This window comes from Bacillus cereus group sp. RP32, from assembly GCF_040459735.1.
Classification (GTDB): Bacteria; Bacillota; Bacilli; order Bacillales; family Bacillaceae_G; genus Bacillus_A; species Bacillus_A wiedmannii.
In genome coordinates this window covers 3,338,726-3,364,199 of record NZ_JARVHO010000001.1, presented here as the reverse complement: position 1 = coordinate 3,364,199, position 25,474 = coordinate 3,338,726, and the positions used below count along the sequence as shown (strand labels likewise).

The window sequence follows — 25,474 nt, the reverse complement described above, 5'->3', positions numbered from 1 at the left end:
AATTACATGTTTATCCCGCATTAACGGGCAGTAAGACCCCTACCTCAAAATTCAGCGAAAGCAAAGTAGTTAGGTGGGGATCAACTACCCGTAAAAGCCCGATTGGTTCAACTAATAATCAGCGGGGGATGAACCAATCCCCGCTGATTAAAGTTTCACTTTATATAAATGTCACCATCAATAACTTCTACTTCGTATGTTTGGATACAGCCGTCATCAGGTTTTTGAACTTCACCTGTTATTAGTGAAATTTTCCAATCATGCAGTGGACAAAAGACGAATTCTCCAGATACAATTCCTTCTGCTAACGGTCCGTTTTTATGAGGACAACGATTTTCTACAGCTCGAATATCTCCATTTGAAAGGCGGAATAGGGCGATAGACATACCTTTCATTTGCACCTCTTTACCGATTTGTATAGGAAGGTCTTCTGCACGCATAACTTTTATTTTTTCTTTCGTTTGTATCATTTAAATCACAGCTCCTTATTTCACAGTTTCTACTTCATACATCGCTTTTAATGACTTCGTTTCTAGTGCTTGTCCCCATGCTTCCGTATATGTGCTACGAGCTGTTTGGAAGCGTTCATTTAGCGTAGTAACCATACTTGCATCTTGTAGTATTTCTTTTATGTGATCGAAGCCTAAACGTTCTGTCCAGTAGGCAGTACGCTCTCCGTAAATACCAGTTTCACGATAATATTGCATGTAAGCTGTAGCGATGCGAAGGACATCACCTTCAGTAGGGACGATCATTACAAAATCTGCCTCGCGTACTTCTGTACCACCATTTCCGCCAATGTAAAGTTGGTATCCATTTTCGACACATACAACGCCAAAATCTTTCGTCAGTACTTCCGCACAGTTACGTGGACAGCCCGTTACTCCCATCTTCATTTTATGAGGTGTATCTACCATTTCTAATGATTGTTCAAGTAACATACCAAGTCCTAATGAATCTTTCGTGCCGAAACGGCAGAAGCGAGAACCAACACACGATTTTACATTACGAAGCGATTTTGAATACGCATATCCCGAAGTCATATGTAAGTCAGCCCATACGTTAGGTAAATCTTGTTTCTTAACACCATATAAGCCGATTCGGCTCGCACCTGTAATTTTCACAAGAGGAACATCATACTTTTTCGCAACTTCAGCAATTTTCATTAAATCATCTGCTGTTGTAACGCCTCCGTACATACGTGGAATAACAGAGAATGTACCATCGTACTGGATGTTCCCGTTCATTCTTTCATTAACGAAACGGGACGATTTATCATCTTCATATTCTTCTGGAATCGCCATACGTAAATAGTAATTTAAAGCAGGACGACATTTCGAACAGCCATCTTCATGTACAAAACCAAGAACATTTCGTACTTCTTTTGGAGATTTTAAACCTTTCTCGTGAATGGCTGCTACGACTTCATCACGTGATAAAGTTGTACATCCGCACATACCAGCAGACTGCGCAGAAGCATCAAAAGCATCTCCGAGTGTATGAGATAAAACTTGTTCCACAAGCGGACGACATTTACCACAAGATCCTGCGGCTTTCGTGCAGCCTTTTACTTCTTCAAAAGTAGTTAACTCTTGCTCTAAAATGGCATGAACGATTGTACCTTTCGTAACACCATTACATCCACAAATCGTGTCATCTGCACTCATTGTAGCAACGTCAAGTTCACTTTCTTCACCAGCTTTGTGAAGAATGGAAGCTGGTGTATATTCTTGTATATCTTCTTCTTTCTTTAACATGCTAAAGAGGCGTGTACCATCAGCTGTGTCACCATATAAAACGATACCGACGACTTTATTGTCGCGAATTAATACTTTTTTATAGGAACGTTTACATTCATCAAAGATTGATATTGCTTTCGTTTGATCATCTTCGTATATTTGGCCAGCAGAGAATAAATTACAACCAGCAACTTTTAATTGCGTACCGACGATACTGCCCGAATATCCATTCGTTTGTAAATTTGTTATATGTTTCGCTAATATTGCCCCTTGTTCATAAAGAGGAGCAACAAGTCCATATGCGATACCATCATGTTCTGCACATTCGCCAACTGCATAAATGGATTCATCATTTGTAAGCATATAGTCATTGACTACAATGCCTCGATTGACAATGAGACCAGCATCTCTTGCTATTTTCGTATTTGGTCGTATTCCGACAGCCATTACGATTAAATCACAATCTACAACTTCACCATCTTCAAATTGAATGCCCTCAACATAGTCTGTACCAAGAATTTTTACAGTTTTCTTTTCCATTAAAAACTTCATGCCTTGTGCTTCTAAATCTTCACGCAATAGAGCTGCTGCCTTTGTATCTAGTTGTTGCTCCATTAAGCTAGGCATTAAATGAACAACATGTACGTCCATTCCTAAGTCAATAAGACCTCTTGCGGCTTCTAAACCAAGTAACCCGCCACCAATGACAACGGCCTTTTTCTTTTCTTTAGCGGTATCCATCATAAACTGTGTATCTTCAATAGTTCGAAATCCCGTTACACCAGGAAGAGTGGAACCTTCAACCGGTAAAATAAAAGCACTAGAACCTGTTGCAATAATGAGCTTGTCATATGTCAGAGTACGATTCTTTTCAGTAATAATAATTTTTTCTTCTCGGTTAATACTTTGAACTTTTTCATTTGTATACAAAGTTATTTCATTTTCTTCATACCAACTGTATTCATTCATAATGATATCTTGCATATTTGTTTTGCCTTGTAAAACATGAGAGAGCATAATACGGTTGTAGTTTGGATGCGGTTCATCTCCAAAAATAGTAATCTCATATGAAGCACTATCATGTTTTAATATTTCTTCCATACAGCGTATGCCAGCCATACCATTCCCGATCATAACTAAACGTTTTTTCATTTTCGTTTCCCCTTTTTATGTGAAATGTTGAACAAAGGATTATATTTCTATTATAGAAAATTAAAAAAGAGGGAGATGTGATATTTATCACACTTATATAATGATTCACAAATTGTTAAAATTCGGATTTGTGTGAGGGGGGGCGTGGATATTTTTCGCAAAATGAAAAAGCAGGACATAAGTATTTACACTCATGTCCTGCACTTGATTTATGCTCTCGTAATTGCACGTGGAAATAAAATATTATTTTCTAAATGAATATGCTCAAATAAATCAGACTCTAGCGCTTCAAGGCGTTGATACACAAGTCGATAAGTACCGCAAGCCCCTTCTGGAGGAGTAAAGTCATTTGTCACTTTACGAAGTTCTTTTATAATATTTCCGGCATAATTGTGCTCATTTTCTAGTTCATCTACTACTTCACGTAACTTAGCATAGTTTTCATCAGTTGGATTTTGTTCAAATTCTAAAATTAATGGAAAATCTTCCGTTTCTTCTTTAATTAAATGCTGTTCTAATTCCATTTTAAGTTCATGAAATAGCTTATGAATTTGAGCTAAATGAGGCTGATTTGCTCCATGAACGCGTAATACTTTCGTCACATATGGACTTAGCTGTGGCAACTCTGCATTTAAATAGCGATGATGCTTATTAATTACATAATCAATCAATTCACGATATGAAGCATTTTTCCAATCAATTTCAGATTCATTTAATCGTTTCGTATTATGATAAAGCGTATTTAACTCTGTAATTACTTCAGAAGCTGATAAATTTCTTTCATGAATTGCATCAATAAGTGGCTTATTACCACCACAACAAAAATCTATTCTATATGATTTAAAAAGATCACTAGCTTTTGGGAATTGTGTAACAATCTCACCAACAATTGAAGTTTCAGTAAATGTATGTTCCATATGAATGCCTCCATAAAGTTTAAATGTACTATCTAAATTAAGAATAGCGATAAATGAAAAGCAATGTGGTGATTGAAATCACTTTTTATGTGTCAGTTTTGAGAATAATAGGAGTGATATAAACGGAAGAGAGAGAGGAGGTAATTAGTCGCAATACTATTTGATAAAAAAAGAAGCTTACTAGAAGCTTCTTTTTTAATACTATTTTTCACATGCAACTCCATCGCCATCACGATCAAGTTTAGAGCTATAACCTGGTTGGTCTCTATATAATGGAGCTTTTCCAGCATTTTTAACTTCAGTACAATTTTTGTAAGTTACATTACTATTGCTACTTGCAGCTGGTTGTGTTTGAGCTTGCTGTGCTTTTTTCTGTTCCTCTTGTTGCTTACGAGCTTGTTCATCAGCTTGGCGTTTTTGCTCTTCTTGTTGTTTGCGAGCTTGTTCATCAGCTAGACGTTTTTGCTCTTCTTGTTGTTTGCGAGCTTGTTCATCGGCTAGACGTTTTTGCTCTTCTTGTTGTTTACGAGCCTGTTCATCGGCTAGACGTTTTTCATCCTCTTGCTTACGAGTTTGCTCTTCGGCTTGGCGTTTTTCATCCTCTTGCTTACGAGCTTGTTCATCGGCTAGACGCTTCTCATCTTCCTGCTTTTGAGTTTTCTCGTCCGCTTCTTTCTTTTTATCATCTTTTTTCTCTGCATTATTAGAAGCGACTTGTTTATTTGTTGCTGTCGTCTTTTCAGAAGAAGGAGCTGAAATACTTGATAATGCAACAAAAATGACAAATAAAATAGCAGTGATAATAAATTGTTTTTTTGCTACACCTGTCTTTTTAATTACGGATAAGATTGCTAGAACAAGGAAAAAAATAAATAAAATTAAACTTAAAGTAGCAAAAAAATCGATGACTGGGTGTTCAGATTTTGTAGTGCCCATTCCTATTAAGAGAATTGAAATCATAAAAAGAATAATGGTAGGACGACCATATTTTTTTGCTTTTCCATTTTTCTTAAAGAATGAAATGATACATAGTATTAAAAGAATAAAAGCAATAAAAAATAAAGATGCACCAATATTACTCAAAATTGCCATTTTTATACCTCCATTTGTAAGATTTTCACTATTGATTATATAGGAACTTATTGGATATTACACGATTTATATAAATTTAGAAAATTAGTATTTTTAATAGACTTATAAACATTTATTTTGCATATGAAGAAAAATAGATGTATTTCCTATTACGTTTTTAAAGAGAATTCATAAAGTATAATATAACGATTGAAAGGAGGGGTTTAAATGGAATTTCAATTATTGGTAACTTGTATATTACAAGAAGGTAATGCTTTCTTTTTAGTAACGAAAGTAGACGATGTTATTACGTTAAAAGTACCGATTACTGCGGGAGTAGCAGGTTTATTCTTAGCTTTAGGTGTACCAAGATGTTCTTAATTTAAATTTCTAGAGTAGAAGGGAAGGGGTATACCTTTCTTTTCTATTCTTACATAATATGATTATGTAAACTAAAATATTGTTTTGTAATAGCACGTTTAAAATGGACATGCATATACTATAATGTTTCATTGGATGTTAGTGATGAAAGGTAGTTTTCACACGTGCATGTAATGATGTTCATTAAGTTATGAAATTAAAGAGGTGCTATTATATATGAAAAGAAGAACATTTGATATTCCAGTTACATTGCGAAGAGAGTGGTTTTTAATAGAATTAGCCCATTTAACGAAAAAATATGGAATTGAAATTGCAACTAGCAAAATGGAAGCTGCACCGTTTTTAAGAGATCAAGTTACGGAATCAAAAATAGGATCAGGGCTCCAATACGATAAATATGATGATGAGTATATAATTGAAAATTAAAGGGTAACAGCAAAAGTGAATTTCTTTATAAAAAAATATAAAATAAAGCAGATTCTAAGTATGGAATCTGCTTTATTATGAAATACTTCTAGTCAACTATCCTCTTTCTAGTGTTTTTCCTACATATTTCTCTTGTGTTATTCCAAAAGATTCACGAAGAATGCGGGCATAATCTTTTGATTCTATTGGTCTTTTATTCTTTGTGCCTTTAAAGGTTTCTGTATAATTTTTATTTGTTAATGATACGTGACCATAATCAGTTAATTTACAAGTAATAGCCCCTTTATTAAAAGGAGATTCTTTATGCTCTACAATCACTTTTTGAATGTTATTCACTTTTTTCTCATCTATTGGATCTAAAGTGAAAGCATAGCCTATTTTCCATTCATGTGAAGGTTCAGATTGCAAGAAATTTGTAGATTCCCCGTTAGCGCCTTTTCTCATTTCTAAAATGTGTGTGCCTTTTCGGGTAGTTCGTTTGCGAATTTGATATTCTCCTGTTTGAGAAGAGATGACTTCGCCGTTAAAAGGGACTGGATGTAAAGGTAGATGGGATGCAAAACCTGCATCTATAACATAATCTTTATGATTATGATTTAATATGATAATGACATGACCATCATCGGGTTTCCATTTATTATCGTAAAGATCATAAACAGTACCAGCTACTTTATATACTTGAAATCCACAATCCATTAAAAAGTAATACAATAAGGAGTTTAATTCATAACAAAGACCGCCTCGTTTTTGAATAAGTAACTTTTCTACTAAGTTCTTTTTTGAGATGTCTTTAAAAGTACCAGCCATAATATCAAGATTTTCATAGGGGAGAATCAATCCCATTTTTAAGAGGATTTCATCTAAATCATCAAATGTTATTTCTTTTGCAGGAATTTTTAATCGTTTAAAAAACTCCTTTTGTAACTTGGTCATCATAAAGCATTCTCCTTTCTTTTTACAGAATTTTCTTCTGCTCATCGCTAGGTTAGTACTTCTAAAATTTTAATTCAAGTCTGCGAAAATTATCATAATATATGTTTCTGGAAATATTATTTTCTATTCGGAAATTTCAGTTTAGTTTTTAATCGTAGGAAAGTCTTACAATATAAGCTTCTATTCCTTTAGTTTGTATTTAATTAAATAAAAGTACATATCTTCATTAATCTTTTTTATAACTAACTGGTAATAAAGTGTTTTTTTACTAAAGTTTTTTCAAGATTTGTATACTTTATATAAACAATAATGGTTTAGGGATATTTAGATTTAATAAAGTTAAAAATTATTGAGAAACTTTTTTGTAGTGTTCTCTCAAAAGGAAGAGATAGAAACAAAGAGAATAACGTGTGTTAAGGAAGAGGGTGTACTAGTAATCTCTTGAAAATAGGGCAAAATCTTGTTTAAGTAAAAAGATTATCTATTATTAAGAGTGAAGATAAAAAATATTACAAAGAGCACCTTCTTTCAAAAAAAGTGGGGGGAATAACATGCGATTGATGAGAAGATGTGTTACTTTACTAATTATATTTTTTATCATGGCTCCAATAATTAGCACGAATGTACGGGCAGAAGTTGTAAAAGAGCTTGGAAAGGGATTTCCTGATACAGAAGTATTTACACCTGGAGAATGGTTTTTAGGTCAAAAACCTGCTAATTACGATGAGAATAAGCCTCCAATTCTTTTTGTACAAGGAAGGAATGGGAACGCTGATAGTTGGTATGGAAAGACAGTGTATCACGATATAAATGATATGTATGACTATGCTTTAAAAGCAGGTTATCAAACAGTATTTATCCAATTATATGATGCTGCTGGGAAAGGGTCAGCTAGTCAGTGGGACAACGGAAAATTGTTAGCACAAAAATTAGAAGAAATATATAATCACTTCGGTAAAAAAGTTAATATTGTAGCACATAGTAAAGGCGGTATCGATACACAAGCTGCATTAGTAGGATATGGTGCAAATCGATTTGTCGGAAATGTTATTACGCTTGCGACGCCACATCATGGCTCAAATTTAGCGGACTTATCATATAGTTGGTGGGCAGGATGGCTGGCTTCTATTTTAGGTCAAAAAGATGATGGTACGTACTCATTACAAATGGGCGAAATGGCAAAATTTCGTTCAACGATTGATAATAATCCAGCAGCTAAATTAAACCGTTACTATACGGCTACTGGGACTAGCTGGGGACCAGTATTTTCTGCGTTATCTATGGGTGGGTTCTATTTGTCATCATACGGTTCAAATGATGGACTAGTAAATGAGTGGAGTGCTAAGCTGCCATATGGAACGCATTTATTTACAGATTCCAGATTTGATCATGATAATATACGAAAAGGATCTGCTGTTTTCTCTCGAATTGAACCATATTTACGTACAGCAAATGTAGCCGTACCAGCTTTAGTAGCATCCAGCACTAGTTCAAATGAAAATATAGAACAATTAAATACAACTTCAAATCAAAACATATTAGGAGGAGAATTGCCACAAAATCAGTGGATAGAGCAAACTGTTACGGTTGATAAAAAAGCGGAAGGAATCGTTTCTATATTAACAGCTTCTTCTGATGTAGAAGTACAAATGATATCTCCAAAAGGAAAAATGTATACAAATAAAGATAGCGTTATAACAACTGGTGAAGGTGAATCTTTCTTTAATGGTGCGACAATTAGAACATTTAAATTTGATAAAATGGATGTAGGAGAATGGAAAGTTAAAATGATGGCGAAGCAGTCGAAAGATGCATATTTAGTTGTAAGCGATTACAAAAGTGGTGCGCCATTTGTTCTCCAAATGCCTACAAAAGTTAAAGCGAATAAATCTGAGTATAAACTGAAAAAATCACCTGTGGCACCTGAAATGAAAGGGGATCTTTCCATAACAGTAAGAGTCGTTAATAAAGAAGGGAAATTAGTCTCTGAATATAATGAATTACAACATGTTAATAACAATACATTTACTGGTGCTTTGAAGGACATAAAGCAACCAGGAGTATACAACGTTACGATGGATATAAAAGGGACGAATAAAGAAGGACAACCGTATAATCGTACAATTGTTAAGTCGGTTTATGTGGAGAAGTAAGAAAGAATAAGAAGTTTTTAATATAAAAAGTACCGAACTTTTGCAGTAGAAGAGTTCGGTACTTTTTTCATGTTTATTAGATTAACAGAAACGTGTGTCACTTTACCTATAAGTTTGCCGCAATTGGAAGCATAAACTTGCCGGAATTCACTTGTTTTAGAAGATATTTATCTAATTGTTCAAAGAAAATGGAAGCATAACTTTGCCGTGAATGCTGTTTGTTTGTAATAAAGTTTGATCAAAAACATGCTACAAACGTTGATTTTATAATAGATTCTTTTCCAGTAGATTTAAGATGGTTTTTTATAAAAATGGTTGATTAAAATTACACATGTTAACCTTACTATGTGATTCTCTGATTAATAAAACGCAAAAAAATTTGGGAATAGTAACATCTATACATTACCAGTATCCTTTTTTTATAGAAATGGTTCGAATTCTCGACAATAATCCATCCTATAGTTATTAATGTTATAGAAAATAATCTAAGACCCAATCTATACATATAAGCTAAATCTTTAAGATAAAAGAAAGATAATATCCCTATAACAGCACCAATTACCCCAATAATCAAACCTTTATATTTTTGTAAAAACATATAGTTACCCCTTTCATGTAAACAAAATATTCCATATTTAAACAATACTAAATTATGGAATATTTTAAAGGATTAAAACGTTTTTATATTCAGTTTATATATCATGTTTCTTTTATTAGGGGTCCCGCCACATCGCTATCAAGCTAAGATTATACAATGTCAAGTATAGTAGAGATTATTTCTTTTTTCTAAAAGCCAGGCTTAGAGAATTTAAAGGTTTGCATGCGAAATAAACCCTATCGGGTTTCATTTTTTGAATTAGGCCGCTTGATCTTCAGAAATGGTATAATTGTAAACGACACCTAATATATCAAAGACTGTTTTCTTCTCATATCTGTGAGATTTTCGCCCATTTTGCTGTAGGAGGTTGAACAGGCGAATGAGAATCTTTGATAATTCTTGGGTGTCTTTCTGTATGGCTTGATAAATAAGAAAAAAATAATCTCTAATCATATATATGGCCTTATATTCACTCAGCTCTCGTTTCTTTTTCATAAGAAGTAATTGACGCATTTGAAACATAGTAGAAGAACAGAGGAGAATAGCGATCAGTTGCCCATACAAATGGCATTCTAATCTTTCTCGTTTTATCTTTTTACAATGGTGAATATGAAAGAATGATTTCCATGTTTTAAATAAAATCTCGATTTGCCAACGTAAAGAGTACCAATCATGTACTTGTCCCATCGGGACAGTATCTGTAGAGGTATTTGTCATATATACATTGATACTACTGAGACGTTTACTACGAGGGGAATACTTTATTCCTTTCTTTTTCTCTCTTACAGCTTGATCTTGCAATCGTTTTTGTTGTTGTTCATCTGTAAGTCGATGAACAATCACACGAGTTGGTACTTTATCAGTCATTCCTACATAAGCATCGGATATTTCATAGGTTTGCCCTAGTTGGAGAGAGTTCATTAATGCCTCCATATCTATCTGTATATACTCTGTACCTTTCTTGATTTTTCCATCCTGAAAATAATCAGGTGTGAGATTTTTTTGATAAATACGTGTATTGGATTTAATACGAGAGATATAGTAAGCCTTTTTATCTTGTATATGTTGAAGATCTTTTAAATGAAAATACCCTAAATCACGGATACATAAATCATTTGGTGTTACAGTTGGAACACACAGAGAACCATAGGTTCGATCATGTTGTTTCCCTGGACCTGTATGGATATGTAGGAATTGTCCGCTTAATAGGTCATATTCAAGTTGAATTTTCATCCCAGCAGTATGGCTACATCCTCCAGCCCCAGGATAAATGGTTGAAAATATATCTGGAAGCTGAAATGCAGTGGAATCTAAAATGCGAATATGCTTGAAAACAGAGGTGTATGGAGAAGAAAGTGGCATAGATGAAGTTAATTTTTTATTTAGAAGGTTAGTCAATATATGTTGTAAAAACTGAACGGCTGATGTATTAAACCGTTGATTCAGTCCTTCTGGACTGATGAGTACTTCTGTGGATGCTTCTAAACAGCTAGATAACTGAGCTAAAGAGGTTGTAGCGATATTTTGACTCATCCATATACATAAAGCGACTAAATCTTTTGCTTGATATTTACTAGTTCGTTGTACAAAACCAACATCTCTAGCAAGATCCCGTAAGGTATTTGGAGATAAAAAACTTTGAATCTCTTGAGCAAATAGTTGTAATTCATCAGGCACAGAAACAGACATAAAAAACGCCATCCTTTCCTATTGGAGTGAACCCTGAGAATGAGACGATAAAAAACACCTCTCTAAATCGTAAGTATCAGTTATGATTTTAATGGAGGTGTTTTTCGTATGGGGAAAAAGGCGCATTATCCCGCCGAAATAAAGTGGAAAGTAGTTGAAATGAAACACCAAGGATTCAAAAATAAAGAAATTATGGATGCCTTAGGAATTAGACATGTGGCTCAAATTAAAACTTGGATGAAATGGTATCGTGAAGGCGAAACCTATCGGTTTGAACAATCTATTGGAAGACAATCTGCACATGGAAAAGGCTTAAAAAGGTTAACAGAACTTGAACAAAAAGAATTAGAAATACGATATTTAAAGGCAAAGATTATATTGCTGGAAAAGTGCCAAGAAATCTTAAGGAGGTGGGAGGAAAAGAAGAAATAATGAAAATGATAAAGGAACGGCAATCAATTTTTACAATTGCAGAACTGTGTTCCATATTTAATATTTCACGTGCTACTTATTATCGTTGGAAAAAACAGGAGAAAACAGTAACTAATCATGAAGAAAAAACCGTAATAGAAATATGTCAAGATCATAAATATCGGTATGGATATCGTCGGGTTACAGCTTGTCTACGTGATCAATTTAACATCGTAATGAATCATAAAAAAGTATTACGTATCATGAGAAAATACAACGTATTATCTCGGGTTAGAAAAAAGAAAAAGATATTTGTGCTCGGTCATGAACCAGTGGTAGCTAAAAATAGAATACAACGGAGATTTAAAGCTACCAAGCCTAATGAAAAATGGTTCACTGATATCACGTATTTGATGTTCGGCAATAAGACTCTTTATTTTTCATCTATTATAGATGGGTTTAACAATGAAATTGTAAGTTATAAAATAGCTGAGACACAAGATGTTTCTCTTGTATTAGATACTCTAAAAGAGGCTTTAAGAAAGCGAAATGTGATTGATACGATTTTACATTCGGATCAAGGAAAGGTGTATACATCAAAACAATTTCAAACATATGCCAAAGAAAAAGGCATTATCACAAGCATGTCTCGTACAGGAAACTGCCATGATAATGCCCTCATAGAATCCTTTCATTCTCATTTGAAATCCGAAGGATTCTATGCGCAAAATATAAAACAATCGAATAATGCTAGTATAATACAAACTGTGGATGAATACATCCACTACTATAATAATGAACGGATTCAGAGAAAATTAGATAATATGTCACCTATAGCTTATAGGAAACATGTTATCTAGGTGTTTTTTCTTTGTCTCACCAAATGGGGTCAGACCACCTATAATTCTACAGAAAGGATAACGCCTTTTTTGCTTTATGGATAGTGCAAAACCTTAGTTTTATAGCGATGTAGCGGTACCAAATAGCCGTTTAATAATTATTTATGCCACCTTTATATATCTAAATAATCAAACGTTATTACTCATTTTTAATTGCTCTAAAAGATAATCACGGACATTCACAAAAATACATTGTTTTTTTAAACTTAATAATAAGTATTTCAATTCAAATTCTTGATAAAAAATCTTAGTGATATATAGTTTAAACTCATCTAAATTAGGCTTTTCTGGGCTGTATAGCATATCTAAAGGAAGTTTAAATTTAGAAAATAAATGATCGTTTTGGGCAAAAATCGAAACTTCTTCTCTAGTTAATCGATCATGAAATGCAATTAAAATTTTTCTTAAGGCATTTACTTGTTCTTCTTCAGTTTCAGCTGAAGTTACAAAATAAAAAACAGGAAAGTTCATAAAAAATAAAATAATCAAATTATTGTAGAAATAATGATAGTGTGAAGCTTATAATTGAACTGGGTGATTAAAAGTGACTATACAAAATGAAAAGATAATTGATATCTGTGATAACCGCAGACTATTAAATAAATATTCACGTAACAGTATTCCAAGCGTAATCTTCATAGCAGGGTTAGGCGATAGCTATGAGACATGGAAAAAAGTCCAAGACCGAATATCGCAAAAAACATCAACCTTTTCCTATAACAGGTCGGGTATTGGCAGGAGTCAAGTCGCATCCGTCCCGACGACTTGCTATGATCTAGTCGAGGAGCTCAACGAATTGTTGCTAGCGCTTGAAGTGGAGAAGCCCTATATATTGGTGGGGCATTCTTTTGGTGGTTTGGTCGCTAGATTATATGCCAGCCTTTATCCACTGAACATCTGTGGTATGGTTTTGGTTGACGCTGCACCGGAATATAAAGAACTTGCCTATGAAAAGGTTCTACCCGAAAATCTTCTTGCAAGAAATAGGGAATATTACGAGAATCCTATGTTGAATAGTGAGAAGATTGATAAAATACAAAGTTATAAGCAAATCGTTGATCATTCAAATCAAAGTAACCTCCCTCTTGCAATTATTACAAGAGGTTTACCTGACAATGTTGAAGAGGGATGGCCATCTCAAGAAATATTGAAAATTGAGCAAAAACTCCAAGCAGAATTCCAATGGCTATCAACGTCAAGCAAGTACCGGATTGCTAGTCGAAGTGGACATTATATTCATCATGATGAGCCCGAAGTTGTTATAGAGGAGATTATGTTAATGTTGAAGGAGATGGGGAAATGAGCGATACAAGGATTAAATTGATGCTGGATTTACAAAGAATTGAGAAGGATGAGTATCAGTTACACGAAGGTGAGCAGCATCAAGATTTCTTACCTTTGTTACTTCAATATATTGGCGATCCTCAGCCAGAATTACGGGATAACCTGATTTATTCGATGTTTTATATGTGGATTAAGGAAGAGAATAGATTCAGTGAAGAGGAGTTACGAAGCCTCTTAACTGTTCTGACTGATGAGAACCATTTGTTCTATAGTATTGGTAGCGAGGATGATCAGTCAGTTTTTACAAGGACGTTCTCTGCCTTACCTATCGCTTTGATTGTGCAACGCCACAGACAGAATCCATTTTTTAATCAAGCGGAAATTGAGCAATTAATGCATGTGATGCTCCGTTATTATAAAGAGGAGAAGGATCTGCGAGGTTACCTTTCAGTAGGAGGCTGGGCTCACAGCGCGTCTCATGGTGCGGATGTTTTTGTTGAGCTGGTGCAGTGCGAGGAGAGCAGCGTCGCACTGCTGCGTGAGGTTCTTGTCGCTATTTCTGGCATGCTTCATAATGGTAGACACATTTTTAGCGATGAGGATGATGAGCGGTTGGTAAACATCGTGGATACGATGATTGACAAAGAGTTACTTCCACATCAAGAAATCGCTAATTGGATTAGCGGCTTAGCGCAATGCTGCAATTTGCCGAGAAGTCGCAGTCAGGTGATTGCTCGCGTGAACAGCAAGAATTTTTTACGCAGTCTCTATTTCAGAAGGGGACAAGATAGCCGAGGGAATGAGCTTAACACGGTCATACTTGGTACTGAGGCAATATTGAACAAGTTTTCTTTCAGTTAAAGGGTTAGAGGGGCCGTCCCCATCGCTATCAACTTAAGAAACACATTCTTCCCCAAAACGATAAAATTAAACTTTTGTACTATAAAAAATATAGAATTTCCGTTTAGGGGATACTTTAAAATCTTAGCTTGATGGATATGTGGCGATACCCCACATCCATCAACTTAAGAAAAGTAAACACCCCAAAAACAAAAAATGAGCTGACTTCTCAAAATAACTAACTGCAGAGAAAGAAAAATTTCATTTAGTGGGTACTTCAAAACCTTAGCTTGATGGCGATGTGGCTGTACCCCATTACTATCAACTTAAGAATTGATAGTAATGGGGTATTCAATTTCTTAGCTTGATGAGTATGGGATACTGCCAGCATTTCTTCTATCTTCTATATTCTTGTTGTAGAGTGTTATAAAATTCTTAAGTTAATAGGCCTTAAGTGGCATACATAGCAGAATTAACGAGTAAATGTAATAATCTCATCAACAGCTTTGATATAACCACCTGCCTCACGGAATGATTGACTAATTTTTTGGGCATTCTCTTTGTAAATCGAATGCTGCAATACTTCATTAACGGCATGTTTTAAATCCTCGGCCGATAATTGCTGGATATTTAACATAAATCCTGCGCCAAGTTCGTATACTCGCTCAGCAATCGTATGCTGATCATTTATAAATGGGAGCATAACTAGAGGTACTTCAAAATAAAGTGATTCACTTGTGCTATTCATTCCACAATGACTAATAAATACATCCGCTTGACGCAGTATATCTAATTGTGGAAGATAGTTACCAACAATAAAATTATCAGGTATATCTCCTAGCTGCTCCACTGTTAATTGTTTGCCTATACTAAGTACTACTTTCGCATTGAGATCTTTTAAACCGACGAAACATTTTTGATAGAATTCAGGCTGATTATTAATTATGGTTCCCATAGAAATATAAATCACACGTTCTCCTTTTAATTCATCAACCGAAAAATCATTTAGAGTTTCATTTTCAGCAATGGAAGGACCGATAAAAATATAGCCATCCTTAAAATCCTTGCTGTTTCTTTGGAAATAGCGAGAAGTAAAGACAATATTCAAATCGCCTGAACCCGGACAAAGTAAAAAATTATCAGATAGGGATACTTCATATTTTCCTTCTAAATATTGTTTCATTTTTGCTATTTCTTCTAATTGCAAAAATGCTTGTAGCATGGCTAAACGTTCCTGTTTTTGTTCTATGTTTCTTGTTCCTGTCAGGTTCATATTTTCTTTTAGTTCTTGTGAAAAAGCAAACGTGGTCCAAGTTGCAATAGATGCTAAACCTCTATGGTGAGCAACCCATTTTCCAGGTAAAGACTGTGCATCATAGAGGATGTAATCGTATGTTTCTTTGGAGATTTCTTCAAAAATGGAATCAGTAATTCTTTCCATAGCATGAAGGAAGTGTAATAAGTACTCTTGAGGATGGGAAGTCATAAGATTCATATTTTCCGAAAGCTCTCTTTGTGCCTCTTGATTGATGGGACGGAATTGTGCACCTGCTTTTTTGATTTTTTCTTCAAAATCATTTGATGAATAATAGACAATGTTGTCTCCACGTTGTACTAAATCCTGTACTAATCCTAACGTTGGATTTAAGTGTCCTTCTCCACCTATATTGATGTAAAGTGCTTTTTTCATCTTTATCCCCTCCAGTAAATTTGATATCGTTAAATGTAAAAAGTAAACGATTTTTTATTTTGTTTGAATTATAACAAACGAAGTGAATGAATGTCTATTTTTATTTTTGAATACCCTTAATTTTTAGAGGGTATTTTATTTAGATAAGTTGATGGATATGTGGCGAGACCCCACATCCATCAACTTAAGAAAAAGAAACACCCCAAAAACAAAAAAATGAGTAAACCCAAAGGGATAAAACGATCAATTTTTTTATAATCGGTACGAATTTATTTCAAAGCTACAGGAAGCATAAGTTTGCCGCAAACAAAAAGAACCATAAGCTTGCCGTTTCGGAAAACTTATGGTTCATATCACAACGTGCAATGAGAATTTAAGTTCTATGAGGGAGACGATAGGAATCAAAAGAACATTATTCAATAAAAAAAGATGCTGAAATAGCATCTGAATGAGAAGGTGATTATTAAGTTAGTTTTATAACTGTTAATTCAACTGAATTGATACCATTATCACAAGTTGTAATACTTTGACGATTAAAACCACTATTATTTTTCAGTTGAAGAGTGGAATTAGCTGATACTGTAACAATCGTTTCGCCTACTAGTTGAAGGCATTCGTTATTTGATGAAGTATTCATTTGAAATGCGAAGTCACCTTGACTATTAGCAAGTGGATTATTATTTAAAAATATAGTCATGACTGGAATATGTGGAAATACAGGGTTTGAAGTAGTGTTAATAGTTGAAATGAAAGAAACTCTATAATCATCAGCTTGACTAAATTGTATAGTAGTAGGATTTAGTAAGGAAACTCCTCCTGCTATAGGGCCAACATGATTAAATGGAAAAGGATCTCCAAAAGGAACAGTTATAAACTCAGTTTGCCAAAAAGTACCGTATGCTGGATAGCTTTTTTTATGTAAATGGTCGCATGAACATTTTTTATATGAACTAGAAGAGGAGTTGCATGAGCATTTTTTATATGAGCTGGAAGAAGATTTGCATGAACATTTTTTATTTGAATTTGAAGAATGATAGTATGAACCCAATATATTACCTCCTATTATTAATGAAGTGTATACTCATAGTAGTTTATGTTTGTCCTATATAAAAGGTGATAGATTTGGAAGATAAAGTGCTTAAATGAAGAAATATAGTAACAGAGTATTAGTTGTAACAATTTTTGAAGATGAAAAAGTTAATGTTTTGGTGGAAATATCCGTGGAATATCTTGAAAGATTGAAGTAAAGTGGGCACGCATATTTTACTTTTACATGTAAAAGTAAAACCATTATCCTCAGTTTGGATGCTGTGAGCGTTTAAGAGTTTGTATATTAGAGTTTTTAGTTGTCGCCTTTTATTTACGTAATAGGGCAGGAAGAAGACGAAAAGTATCGAATGAATGTACATATGTAGCATTATTTGCTTTTGGTGTGAATAGTAGTTAAAGATACGTTGAAATATTTTAAACCGTAACAAAAGAGAGATTAAATAATAGAGGGAGCAACTTACATGGAAAATATATTAAAGGTATCTTCAAAATCAAAACCAAATTCAGTAGCAGGTGCAATAGCTGGTGTACTAAGAACAAGTGGAAATGTGGAAATTCAAGCGATTGGGGCTGGTTCTATAAATCAAGCGATTAAAGCAATTGCAATCGCAAGAGGATTTGTTGCTCCAAGTGGTATTGATTTGGCCTTTGTTCCAGCATTTCAAGAGGTTACTATTAATGATCAAGAAAGAACGGCGATTAAACTAATTGTAGGTCCTAGAAGGAAAAGGTAACTGCAGTAATTCAGTATTGAAATGATATTTAAAATAACAAACAAAAAGTGTCACAAATGCTTATGAAATGGGCATTTGTGACACTTTTTTTGTTTTGTTTAAAATGAAATGAATAACCCTAAAACTGCTCATTCTTCTCCTAAGATTCAACGATATAGTATGAAAAACCTTATTGTATCAAGGTTTATAAGTGGTGATTTCCCTCGATGCTCACATTAAATCTTTTCATTTTTTATCAGGTGTTTTCATTAGATTTGATTATGCTCTCGAAGTTTTCCGAAGCTTGTTGCTGCATGTTCTGTGTGATGTGGCTATACTTGTCTAACGTCATTTGAATAGATGAGTGTCCTAAGCGATCTTGTACGATTTTAGGGTGTTCTCCAGCCTGAAGCATGAGTGTAGCGTGAGTATGTCGTAAGTCGTGTATACGAATTCGGGGAACATCAGCTTTTTTATAGTGATCAGTCAAAAAGCGATGGGGAGCATCTATATGTAAGGGCGAATGTATATCGTATTGCCAGTGAAAATATAGGCCTCTTCATTCAAGTGTATACCCCAGCGGAAAAATTCTTTCTTTTTATAGGAGTAGTAGGATTGAAACTTCCCTATAACAAAAGAAGAGATACTAATGCTTCTATTTGTAGACTTAGTTTTTGTAGCAGCTTTAAAAAGTCCTTTTTCTGTTTTTACAAGCGATTTATTAATCAGGATACGTTTATTATCAAAGTCAATATCTTTCCATGTTAGTGCAAGTAATTCTCCGCGTCTCATACCTGTATAGATTGCCAGTAAGGAGAACATATGGTACTTAATATTTTTTTCTTTTAGATACTGGAGGAATCGATTACATTCTTCGCTGGACCATGTTTTCATCTCACCTTGCTCTTCACGTGGTTTTTTAACCTTATTCATTATATTATCATGTATGATTTCTCATTCTACAGCGTGTTTGAAAATGCATCTTAGGCAGCGGTGGATATTGCTGATTGTACCATTTGATAGTCCTTTTTCCTTAAGTTCAGCATAGTAGCTTTGAATCATTACAGGCTTAATACTTTTAATTTTTTTATAACTAAATGGGGGAAGGATATAGAGCCTAACTAAGCTCATGTCTTTTTCATAAGATGTAATTTTTAATTCAGCTTTACGAAGAGGCTTTAACTTTTCCCATACATCTAAAACAGTTAATTGTTTGTCATCAAAATATATTCCTTTCTCTATCTCTGTGATCATCGTTGCAGCAGCATTTTGGGCTTCTTTTTTTGTTCTAAATCCACTTTTACTTTTTTGCTGTCGTTTTCCTGTGGTTGGATCTATACCAATATCTATTGTAAAAGACCGCGTATTTCCACGTTTACGAAAACTTCCTTTCATATTCAATACCTCCTGTATCGTTAGTTTTTAAAATTACAGTATTGTGATATTTGATTCTGTAATTTACTTGCTAATAATTGATTTTCATAATGCAAAAGCCTTTTTTCAGCAAATTGGGTTGTTACATTGAATTTTTCTGAGATTATATATGCTTTTAACTGTAGGGGAGGAAGGTTACGTAACATAAAAGTAGGTACACAAAATTGTTGTGCGATACTTGTAGACAAACAAAAAAGCCGAGATTGCTCCCGACTTGCTTCGACAAAATAATCATAACATACGGGAGTGGTCTTAGTGGGAATTATTAAAGAAAAACTTGAAGAAATGACAGCTGAAATAGATTTGAAAATAAACGGAATATATGTTGTTAAAAATGGTCAGGTCCAACTAATAGAACCATCCCAAGGTGGATTTGGTGAACAATCATTTGTATATCAAAGTGGAAAAGTAATTCGTATGGAAGAACGAAAAACACAGTTACTTTAATCAAATTTGAATTTTGTTAAGAGATGAAATGTTGAACAAATGTGAATGATTATATGATACTAAGGTAAAAGAAAAAGAACCCTTTATAAGGATTCTTTTGGGGAGTCAATCTAACATTCACATTCGTAATCACGGTAATATTCATCGCACGAATCATTTCTATCATTGCAGCAGATACAAAATGTCTTTTTAATCAATACTTCAATGAAATTAAGGAATTCGGTATTATTTGTGAGAGTAAGGCTTTGAAAATTTTCTACTTGAAATACTCTTGTTTCATTTGTAGCAAGAGTCACGATAATTGGTGTAGGAGATTTTCTTGTTTGAATAGTGACTTCGATGGGGGAGACATCTTCGGGAACAGATATTTGAAGTAATGTTTTGTTGTGATTATTAGTGAAATCTTCAAAAACTCTTCTTGAAGTTTCAGGGGGTACGATAATAGTTAAAGGTGCATTTTCGGTTGGGGTAGTTTCTGAACCAGCTACGGTATGAGTTTCGATGAAACAGTTATCTTTTTGATAGTGAGAATTTGATTGTTCTTTATAATACTTGTTACGAGAATCATTTTGATTATTGCAACAGATACAAAATGTTTTTTGAATGAATATACCAATATTGCTATTAATATTAGTATTATTTGTGAGAGTGAGGCTATGGAAATCCTCTACTTGGAATACCTTGGTTTCACCTGCAACTATTGTTACAGTAATCGGCAGACGAGAACTTCTTGTTCGGATAGTTACTTCAATTGGTTGGGAAGTACCGGGAATGCGAAGATCAAGTAATGTTTTATTGTGGTTATTGGTGAAATCTTCAAAAGCAGTTCTTGTAGTGTTAGCTGGTACGCTGAAATTTAAAGCTGTATTCGAACCAGTTATTGTATGGGTTTCAATAAAACAGTTGTCTTTTTGTTGGTGAGAATACGATTGTTTTTTGTAATATTTTTTACCATCTTTATAAAAATAATCAGCCATACTTATGTCGCTCTCCTTTCTTTGAGATATCTATATATTTTATTAAAAGAAGAATAGAGTGCTTGTACAAAATAATAAAATCCGCTCTCGTAATTAATTAAAAACGTTATTTGATATGTAAATGTAAGAGCACTTCGGGAAGTGCTCTGTAAAGACTATTCATTCTAAAAGAAAAGAATATAAAATAGTTTATGAATTTATTTTTGATTTTGTGTGTATTCTTTGGACAAAAATTTCATTGAAAACTGAAAACTAGATGCCATAATAGCACCTAGTTTTAAAGGAGTACTTGTACTAGCTTAATTTGATAATGTTTAATTCTAAAGCATTTATTCCATTATCGCATGTACGAATGTCTGTGTCGCCTACAAAGCTATTATTAATAAGTTGAAGTGTTGAGTTAGCTGGGACTGATAAAATAGTGTCCCCAATGAGTTGAGCGCAATCTACATCCTCTGGATCTAGTATTGAAAGACCGAAAGTAGCTTTGAAATTTGGAATCAGACTGTTATTTAATAGTATAGAAATGGTAGGCGAATAAGGGAATGAAAGGGCTACAGTCAAGTTAATTGAGGAAATGAAAGAAATTCGATAATCCCCAGCTTGTGTGATATTAATTGTAGTTGGATTTAACAGAGAAATTCCCCCTACCATAGGGGCAGCCTGATTAAAAGAAAAAGGGGATTCGAAAGGAACTGTAATGATTTCCGTTTGCCAAAAAGTACCGTAAGCTACTGATAGTGATCCAGTCGGTCCAGTCGGTCCAGTCGGTCCAGTCGGTCCAGTCGGTCCAGTCGGTCCAGTCGGTCCAGTCGGTCCAGTCGGTCCAGTTGGCCCAGTTGGCCCAGTTGGCCCAGTCGGTCCAGTCGGTCCAGTCGGTCCAGTCGGTCCAGTCGGTCCAGTCGGTCCAGTTGGCCCAGTTGGCCCAGTTGGCCCAGTCGGTCCAGTCGGTCCAGTCGGTCCAGTTGGCCCAGTTGGCCCAGTCGGTCCAGTTGGCCCAGTCGGTCCAGTCGGTAGTGTGAATGGTGGAACAGGTGGTAAAGTAGGTCCAACTAAATTAGGATTTATTGCAGCAGAAGATAAAAACTCGTCCATTATATTTTCACCTCTGAATAGTTAGTATTACTAATAGTAAATGCAGGGATAGAGAAAAGCGAAATGGACAAGTGAGGAATTAGACAATGGAATTTTCATAAAAGCGTTATTTTATTATAGGAAAATAGGTGACTTAGCAAGTGTGCCAGCCGAGTCACCCAGTACTATCGATCCAAATAATGTTCTTTTTCTATATGTATTTATGTTGAGTTCCTAGAGGCTAGCTCAAAAACCACAGTTAAAGGACAAAGAAAATCATTTTAGAGAGTATTAGATTTTATTATGTTAATGCTACAACAGCAAGAGTTAAGCCCAACGTATTTAATGGACTAGAATATGGGCCTACATTAACAGTAAGAGTACTTATTATACCTGGAGGTGTAGTGAAAATTGCTGGTGCCGATACAGAAGTAAATCCTGCAGTATATCCTAGAGAAGTACCTGAGCCAATGATTGCATTATTATTCAGATACATAGTGATACCTGCAGAATTACCTCCTGGTTGAATAATAACTTGCACTTCATAGATTGCCAAATAGGTTCTTCCGCCTTCAAGTAAAACAGTTGTTGGAGGTGTGAATGAGATTGCCGTACCATTAGAATTTACCACGGTATCTAGTGGAATTGCAGAATTTACAGAAACTATTGTTGGGGTAGTTTGAACAACATTTAAACTGTTAGCCGTGGGGGACGGACAAGTGCAAGGTTTGTGAATTTTAGAGTTATTATCATTTTGGTAATTCACAAATAATCAAACTCCTTTGTGTAAGATAATTTTTTATCTTATAAAACGTAACTTTTTGTGTATCTATGTTATTTTTAACAAGTTTGTGAAAATTAGCTGAAAAGTGTTGGTCAGTCAATTCTTAAAAGCATTTAATACTTAGGGGTTTCAAAAGGCATCCGATAAATATATATGAATGTTTTTTCAAGAACATTACTGTAAGTTAGGAAGTGCAATAAAATAGTTATTTAATAATAAAATCGTGTACAAAAAATGCACACGATTTTATAAAAATTATGTCTTGCGTGCTCATTGCAATCTATGTTTATTGTATGTAAAACGTGATACATTGCAATACATTAAAAGAGCACTCTTAAAAGTGCTCTCTGACTAAAACTAATATTGAAAAAGAATACCACATGATATTTTATGTATGTTCTTAATACATGTGCAGTTTAAAAACTCTTTCTTTTGCACAACAAAGCAGCTAGTTAATAAAACTAACTGCTTGTTGTACAAAAGAAACGCTGCGCTTACAGAAATAGTTTGTAACTTTAAGTTACAAAAATAGTATGAACAGGGTTGAAAATGTTATTCGGAAATCAAAGAAAACAAAATAAAAAAGAGCACCATGCATCAGTGCCTTTTAAGATAGGAGGTAACAATTTGAGCTGGATGTTTAGGTTAAAATTATATGGTGTAGAAAAGAAATAAGACCTAAATTTTATTATTAGTTCAATATAAAAAAGCAGTTAGCAAAAGCTAACCGCTCTCACAAGCACTGCTAAAAGGAACTACTTTGGGGAAAAGCAGCTTATACTTAGTGTTACCGGAATAGCGGATTTTATTCGAGGGAAGTATAAGTTGAATTATTTAATTAAGCCCATATAAATACTAACGCCTACAATTTTAATTAAAAAGATAGTCTCAATTCAGAAGCAAAGAATTTTTACTACGCTAAATAAAAATTTCATTTTGTATTAATTTGGAACACAAAAAGAGCACTTAATAAAGTGCTCTCGTGACGAGATTCATTTTGTAATGACTATTTCAATTTATAAAGAAAGGAACTCAGGATATTATATGTACGCCCAGTTAATTGAGTACCTTGTACAAATAAAGAGCAGCTAACAAAAGTTAACTGCTCCTCCAATCATGGAATGTGGTTCGAAATGGGTTGTCTATAGTATTGACGGAATTTTGAGTTTTATTCTAGCGAACCTAAAAAGAGCACCATATAAGTGCTCTTTTCAAGAGTGAGTATAAATACCAATCATCCTATACTAGTATATGCACTGCATTATGTAGTTGCTACTAAAATTAACTTCATTTTTTAAAATTAGAGGTTTCTTTTAATGAAACCTCTAAAAAGATAACTAAATTTACGTTATTGTAAATTCGATTGCGATAGGAGTTCCTCCATCTAGGACAGCTCCTCCTACAATAGTAGCAGCTGTAGTAGTCACACCAGTAATAGTATCACCTGTTTGAATAACGCCATTAATATAAAGTGTTAAAAAAGCATAAGAAGCAGGGAATGTTGTTACAGCACCGGTGTCATCAGTGAAGTCTGTGTTAGCAAAAGTTAAATCTGCTCCTGCGACAGTTCCTGTTGCTGCTGTACTTACAAATCGTCTTCCAGCTATAAAGGGCTTAACGATAGGCATTTATGTTCACCTCTTTTTTGAGAATAAACTCAGACAAGTTTTTTGAAAGGCTTGTCCTGTATTTTATTCTATGTTGTGCTTCTTCTAAAAGATACGGCTTGTATACTAGTAAAAAAGTATAATTATTATGTGTTTAATAGATGCTGTATAAATTTAAACAAAATAATTCGTATATAAGTAAGTAGATCGAACGGAGGGGAACCGTATCGTATGAATCAATTGTCATTTTTTGAAAACATTGATGAAAAGGAGATGCGAAGACTTGTGGTGAAGGAGCTGAAAAACTACAAAGCATTGTGCGTCCGGATGAAGAATCAAGAAGAACAGCATCAAGCTGGATGCGTTGTTCTTTTTCCTAAAATGAAAGGTGACGATAAGAATCATGAGATACGCTTTAAACAAATTGAACGAACGTTACAGAATGCACTTGATAAAGATCAGCGGCAGATTATTGAGTTAAAGTATTTAGGGAATGAGAAAGTGAAAGATTCTTATGTTTATAACGAATTGATGATGAGACGCGATAACTTTTATGGGAATAAAAAAATAGCTATCCGTTTGATAGCTATTGCTTTAGGGATTATATAAACTTGGTTTTATTCTAGTGAAAATAAAATTATGTTTTTTGGTGCCGTTGAGACAGATTTTTATATGATATGTGTAAATCGTCTTACTTGAGCTCTACCTTTTGGTAGGGTTTATTTGTTTAAAATAGGTTGCTGAATCTGCAGTTTACACAATTAAGATGCATTTTAATTTTTACCTAACTAAAATCATTATTTGATTTGGTCCTGTACGTTTCATAACACGATATCCGTTAGTTGATGACGTAGCGATTCCCTCATTATTGGATTTACAATAACCGTTTACTTGACAGGTACCATCATCACGAACTAGAAGTTTTCCAATAAGACCAACAGCAACCCATTCAGGTCTGTTTAATCGTGAGCTACACGGAATATCAGGATCCCAATTGGGGTTGATTTTTTTTCTAGTTTCTACGTGCTTTGGAACAATTACATTTCCTGTGCTATCTTTTATCGCTTCTTTTACAACCTTTTCATATATCTCCCGATTCCATTCATCTAGTAAGTATTTAGAACATGTAGGATCTTGAGTATCTGCTAATATGCCAGGACGAGAACTCGTAACTCCTACAATATAATCATCATCCGCATTTGCTG

23 protein-coding genes and 3 pseudogenes are annotated in these 25,474 nt (G+C 34.3%); 9 read left to right on the top strand and 17 right to left on the bottom strand.

The features are described 5' to 3' along the window. Positions 1-155: 155 nt before the first annotated feature. From nirD to QCI46_RS17245, 4 genes are all read right to left on the bottom strand, one after another. Positions 156-470 carry a nitrite reductase small subunit NirD gene (gene nirD / locus QCI46_RS17260; protein WP_201033706.1) on the bottom strand — a complete coding sequence of 105 codons (315 nt, stop codon included), beginning with the start codon at positions 468-470 and terminating at the stop codon, positions 156-158. Between the two features lie 15 nt (positions 471-485). Next, positions 486-2,891: an NADPH-nitrite reductase large subunit gene (gene nirB / locus QCI46_RS17255; RefSeq protein WP_353840975.1), complete on the bottom strand. Its 2,406-nt coding sequence runs from the start codon at positions 2,889-2,891 to the stop codon at positions 486-488. 209 nt (positions 2,892-3,100) lie between these two features. Further along, positions 3,101-3,808, bottom strand: a complete 708-nt coding sequence (gene ric / locus QCI46_RS17250; RefSeq protein ID WP_353840974.1) for an iron-sulfur cluster repair di-iron protein — start codon at positions 3,806-3,808, stop codon at positions 3,101-3,103. Between the two features lie 201 nt (positions 3,809-4,009). Further along, entirely contained in the window at positions 4,010-4,900 is an 891-nt protein-coding gene (locus tag QCI46_RS17245; protein ID WP_075310859.1) for an excalibur calcium-binding domain-containing protein, read from the bottom strand. A gap of 207 nt (positions 4,901-5,107) precedes the next feature. Between QCI46_RS17245 and exsG the strand changes: the two genes are divergently transcribed. Both exsG and QCI46_RS17235 read left to right on the top strand, forming a co-directional pair. Beyond that, positions 5,108-5,260, top strand: coding sequence for an exosporium protein ExsG (exsG, locus tag QCI46_RS17240; protein WP_000395678.1), 153 nt, complete (start codon positions 5,108-5,110; stop codon positions 5,258-5,260). A 216-nt stretch (positions 5,261-5,476) separates the two neighbouring features. Then, complete coding sequence (locus QCI46_RS17235) at positions 5,477-5,686, top strand: hypothetical protein (protein ID WP_000830253.1); 210 nt, start codon at positions 5,477-5,479, stop codon at positions 5,684-5,686. A gap of 96 nt (positions 5,687-5,782) precedes the next feature. Here QCI46_RS17235 and QCI46_RS17230 read toward each other — a convergent pair whose 3' ends face one another. Beyond that, on the bottom strand, positions 5,783-6,622 hold the full coding sequence (locus QCI46_RS17230; RefSeq protein WP_353841890.1) for an arylamine N-acetyltransferase family protein: 840 nt from the start codon (positions 6,620-6,622) through the stop codon (positions 5,783-5,785). Between the two features lie 548 nt (positions 6,623-7,170). On the opposite strand from QCI46_RS17230, the gene QCI46_RS17225 reads away from it, so the two are divergent. Next, the gene (locus QCI46_RS17225; RefSeq protein WP_353840973.1) at positions 7,171-8,772 is read left to right on the top strand and encodes an esterase/lipase family protein; all 1,602 of its coding nucleotides are present in this window, start codon (positions 7,171-7,173) and stop codon (positions 8,770-8,772) included. Positions 8,773-9,184: 412 nt separating this feature from the next. Here QCI46_RS17225 and QCI46_RS17220 read toward each other — a convergent pair. Both QCI46_RS17220 and QCI46_RS17215 read right to left on the bottom strand, forming a co-directional pair. Beyond that, positions 9,185-9,370, bottom strand: a pseudogene (locus QCI46_RS17220) (hypothetical protein); the annotation flags it as partial. A gap of 258 nt (positions 9,371-9,628) precedes the next feature. Next, positions 9,629-11,059 carry an IS4 family transposase gene (locus tag QCI46_RS17215; RefSeq protein ID WP_353840972.1) on the bottom strand — a complete coding sequence of 477 codons (1,431 nt, stop codon included), beginning with the start codon at positions 11,057-11,059 and terminating at the stop codon, positions 9,629-9,631. A gap of 108 nt (positions 11,060-11,167) precedes the next feature. Between QCI46_RS17215 and QCI46_RS17210 the strand changes: the two genes are divergently transcribed. After that, positions 11,168-12,330, top strand: a protein-coding gene (locus QCI46_RS17210; protein ID WP_098818981.1) for an IS3 family transposase whose coding sequence is annotated in 2 segments (ribosomal slippage) — positions 11,168-11,435 and positions 11,435-12,330 — 1,164 coding nt in all. Because the reading frame shifts where the segments join, the coding sequence is not laid out codon by codon here. A gap of 168 nt (positions 12,331-12,498) precedes the next feature. On the opposite strand, the gene QCI46_RS17205 is transcribed toward QCI46_RS17210, so the two are convergent. Beyond that, positions 12,499-12,840, bottom strand: coding sequence for a DUF1878 domain-containing protein (locus QCI46_RS17205; RefSeq protein ID WP_353840971.1), 342 nt, complete (start codon positions 12,838-12,840; stop codon positions 12,499-12,501). 73 nt (positions 12,841-12,913) lie between these two features. Between QCI46_RS17205 and QCI46_RS17200 the strand changes: the two genes are divergently transcribed. Further along, on the top strand, positions 12,914-13,672 hold the full coding sequence (locus QCI46_RS17200; RefSeq protein WP_075313662.1) for an alpha/beta fold hydrolase: 759 nt from the start codon (positions 12,914-12,916) through the stop codon (positions 13,670-13,672). After that, a complete protein-coding gene (locus tag QCI46_RS17195; protein ID WP_353840970.1) occupies positions 13,669-14,514 on the top strand; it encodes a DUF2785 domain-containing protein in 846 nt (281 codons plus the stop codon). Before QCI46_RS17200 ends, QCI46_RS17195 begins: the two co-directional genes overlap by 4 nt. 451 nt (positions 14,515-14,965) lie before the next feature. Here the strand turns inward: QCI46_RS17195 and QCI46_RS17190 are convergent, their stop codons facing one another. Both QCI46_RS17190 and QCI46_RS17185 read right to left on the bottom strand, forming a co-directional pair. Then, positions 14,966-16,183: a macrolide family glycosyltransferase gene (locus QCI46_RS17190; RefSeq protein WP_098130703.1), complete on the bottom strand. Its 1,218-nt coding sequence runs from the start codon at positions 16,181-16,183 to the stop codon at positions 14,966-14,968. 463 nt (positions 16,184-16,646) lie between these two features. Then, positions 16,647-17,231 (bottom strand): preprotein translocase, encoded by a 585-nt coding sequence (locus QCI46_RS17185; protein WP_353840969.1) that lies wholly within the window; start codon positions 17,229-17,231, stop codon positions 16,647-16,649. A gap of 463 nt (positions 17,232-17,694) precedes the next feature. On the opposite strand from QCI46_RS17185, the gene spoVS reads away from it, so the two are divergent. After that, positions 17,695-17,967 (top strand): stage V sporulation protein SpoVS, encoded by a 273-nt coding sequence (gene spoVS, locus QCI46_RS17180; protein WP_000427790.1) that lies wholly within the window; start codon positions 17,695-17,697, stop codon positions 17,965-17,967. Between the two features lie 235 nt (positions 17,968-18,202). Here spoVS and QCI46_RS17175 read toward each other — a convergent pair. Beyond that, positions 18,203-19,341, bottom strand: a pseudogene (locus QCI46_RS17175) (site-specific integrase). Positions 19,342-19,361: 20 nt separating this feature from the next. Then, positions 19,362-19,559 (bottom strand): annotated as a pseudogene (locus QCI46_RS17170) (ImmA/IrrE family metallo-endopeptidase); the annotation flags it as partial. A gap of 76 nt (positions 19,560-19,635) precedes the next feature. Here QCI46_RS17170 and QCI46_RS17165 point away from each other — a divergent pair. Beyond that, positions 19,636-19,827 (top strand): DUF3954 domain-containing protein, encoded by a 192-nt coding sequence (locus tag QCI46_RS17165; RefSeq protein WP_098096838.1) that lies wholly within the window; start codon positions 19,636-19,638, stop codon positions 19,825-19,827. 110 nt (positions 19,828-19,937) lie between these two features. Here the strand turns inward: QCI46_RS17165 and QCI46_RS17160 are convergent, their stop codons facing one another. The 4 genes from QCI46_RS17160 to QCI46_RS17145 all read right to left on the bottom strand — a co-directional run bounded on the left by QCI46_RS17160 (position 19,938) and on the right by QCI46_RS17145 (position 24,290). Then, positions 19,938-20,804, bottom strand: a complete 867-nt coding sequence (locus QCI46_RS17160; RefSeq protein ID WP_098096839.1) for an exosporium protein D — start codon at positions 20,802-20,804, stop codon at positions 19,938-19,940. Between the two features lie 294 nt (positions 20,805-21,098). Continuing rightward, complete coding sequence (locus QCI46_RS17155) at positions 21,099-21,899, bottom strand: exosporium leader peptide-containing protein (RefSeq protein ID WP_353840968.1); 801 nt, start codon at positions 21,897-21,899, stop codon at positions 21,099-21,101. 280 nt (positions 21,900-22,179) lie between these two features. Further along, complete coding sequence (locus QCI46_RS17150; protein ID WP_098096841.1) at positions 22,180-22,644, bottom strand: hypothetical protein; 465 nt, start codon at positions 22,642-22,644, stop codon at positions 22,180-22,182. A 1,361-nt stretch (positions 22,645-24,005) separates the two neighbouring features. Then, positions 24,006-24,290: a DUF4183 domain-containing protein gene (locus tag QCI46_RS17145; protein WP_001123250.1), complete on the bottom strand. Its 285-nt coding sequence runs from the start codon at positions 24,288-24,290 to the stop codon at positions 24,006-24,008. Positions 24,291-24,500: 210 nt separating this feature from the next. Here QCI46_RS17145 and QCI46_RS17140 point away from each other — a divergent pair, with 210 nt between their 5' ends. Then, positions 24,501-24,878, top strand: coding sequence for an ArpU family phage packaging/lysis transcriptional regulator (locus QCI46_RS17140; protein ID WP_327960118.1), 378 nt, complete (start codon positions 24,501-24,503; stop codon positions 24,876-24,878). 171 nt (positions 24,879-25,049) lie between these two features. On the opposite strand, the gene QCI46_RS17135 is transcribed toward QCI46_RS17140, so the two are convergent. Continuing rightward, positions 25,050-25,451: a peptidase G2 autoproteolytic cleavage domain-containing protein gene (locus QCI46_RS17135; protein WP_353841889.1), complete on the bottom strand. Its 402-nt coding sequence runs from the start codon at positions 25,449-25,451 to the stop codon at positions 25,050-25,052. Positions 25,452-25,474 lie beyond the last annotated feature (23 nt).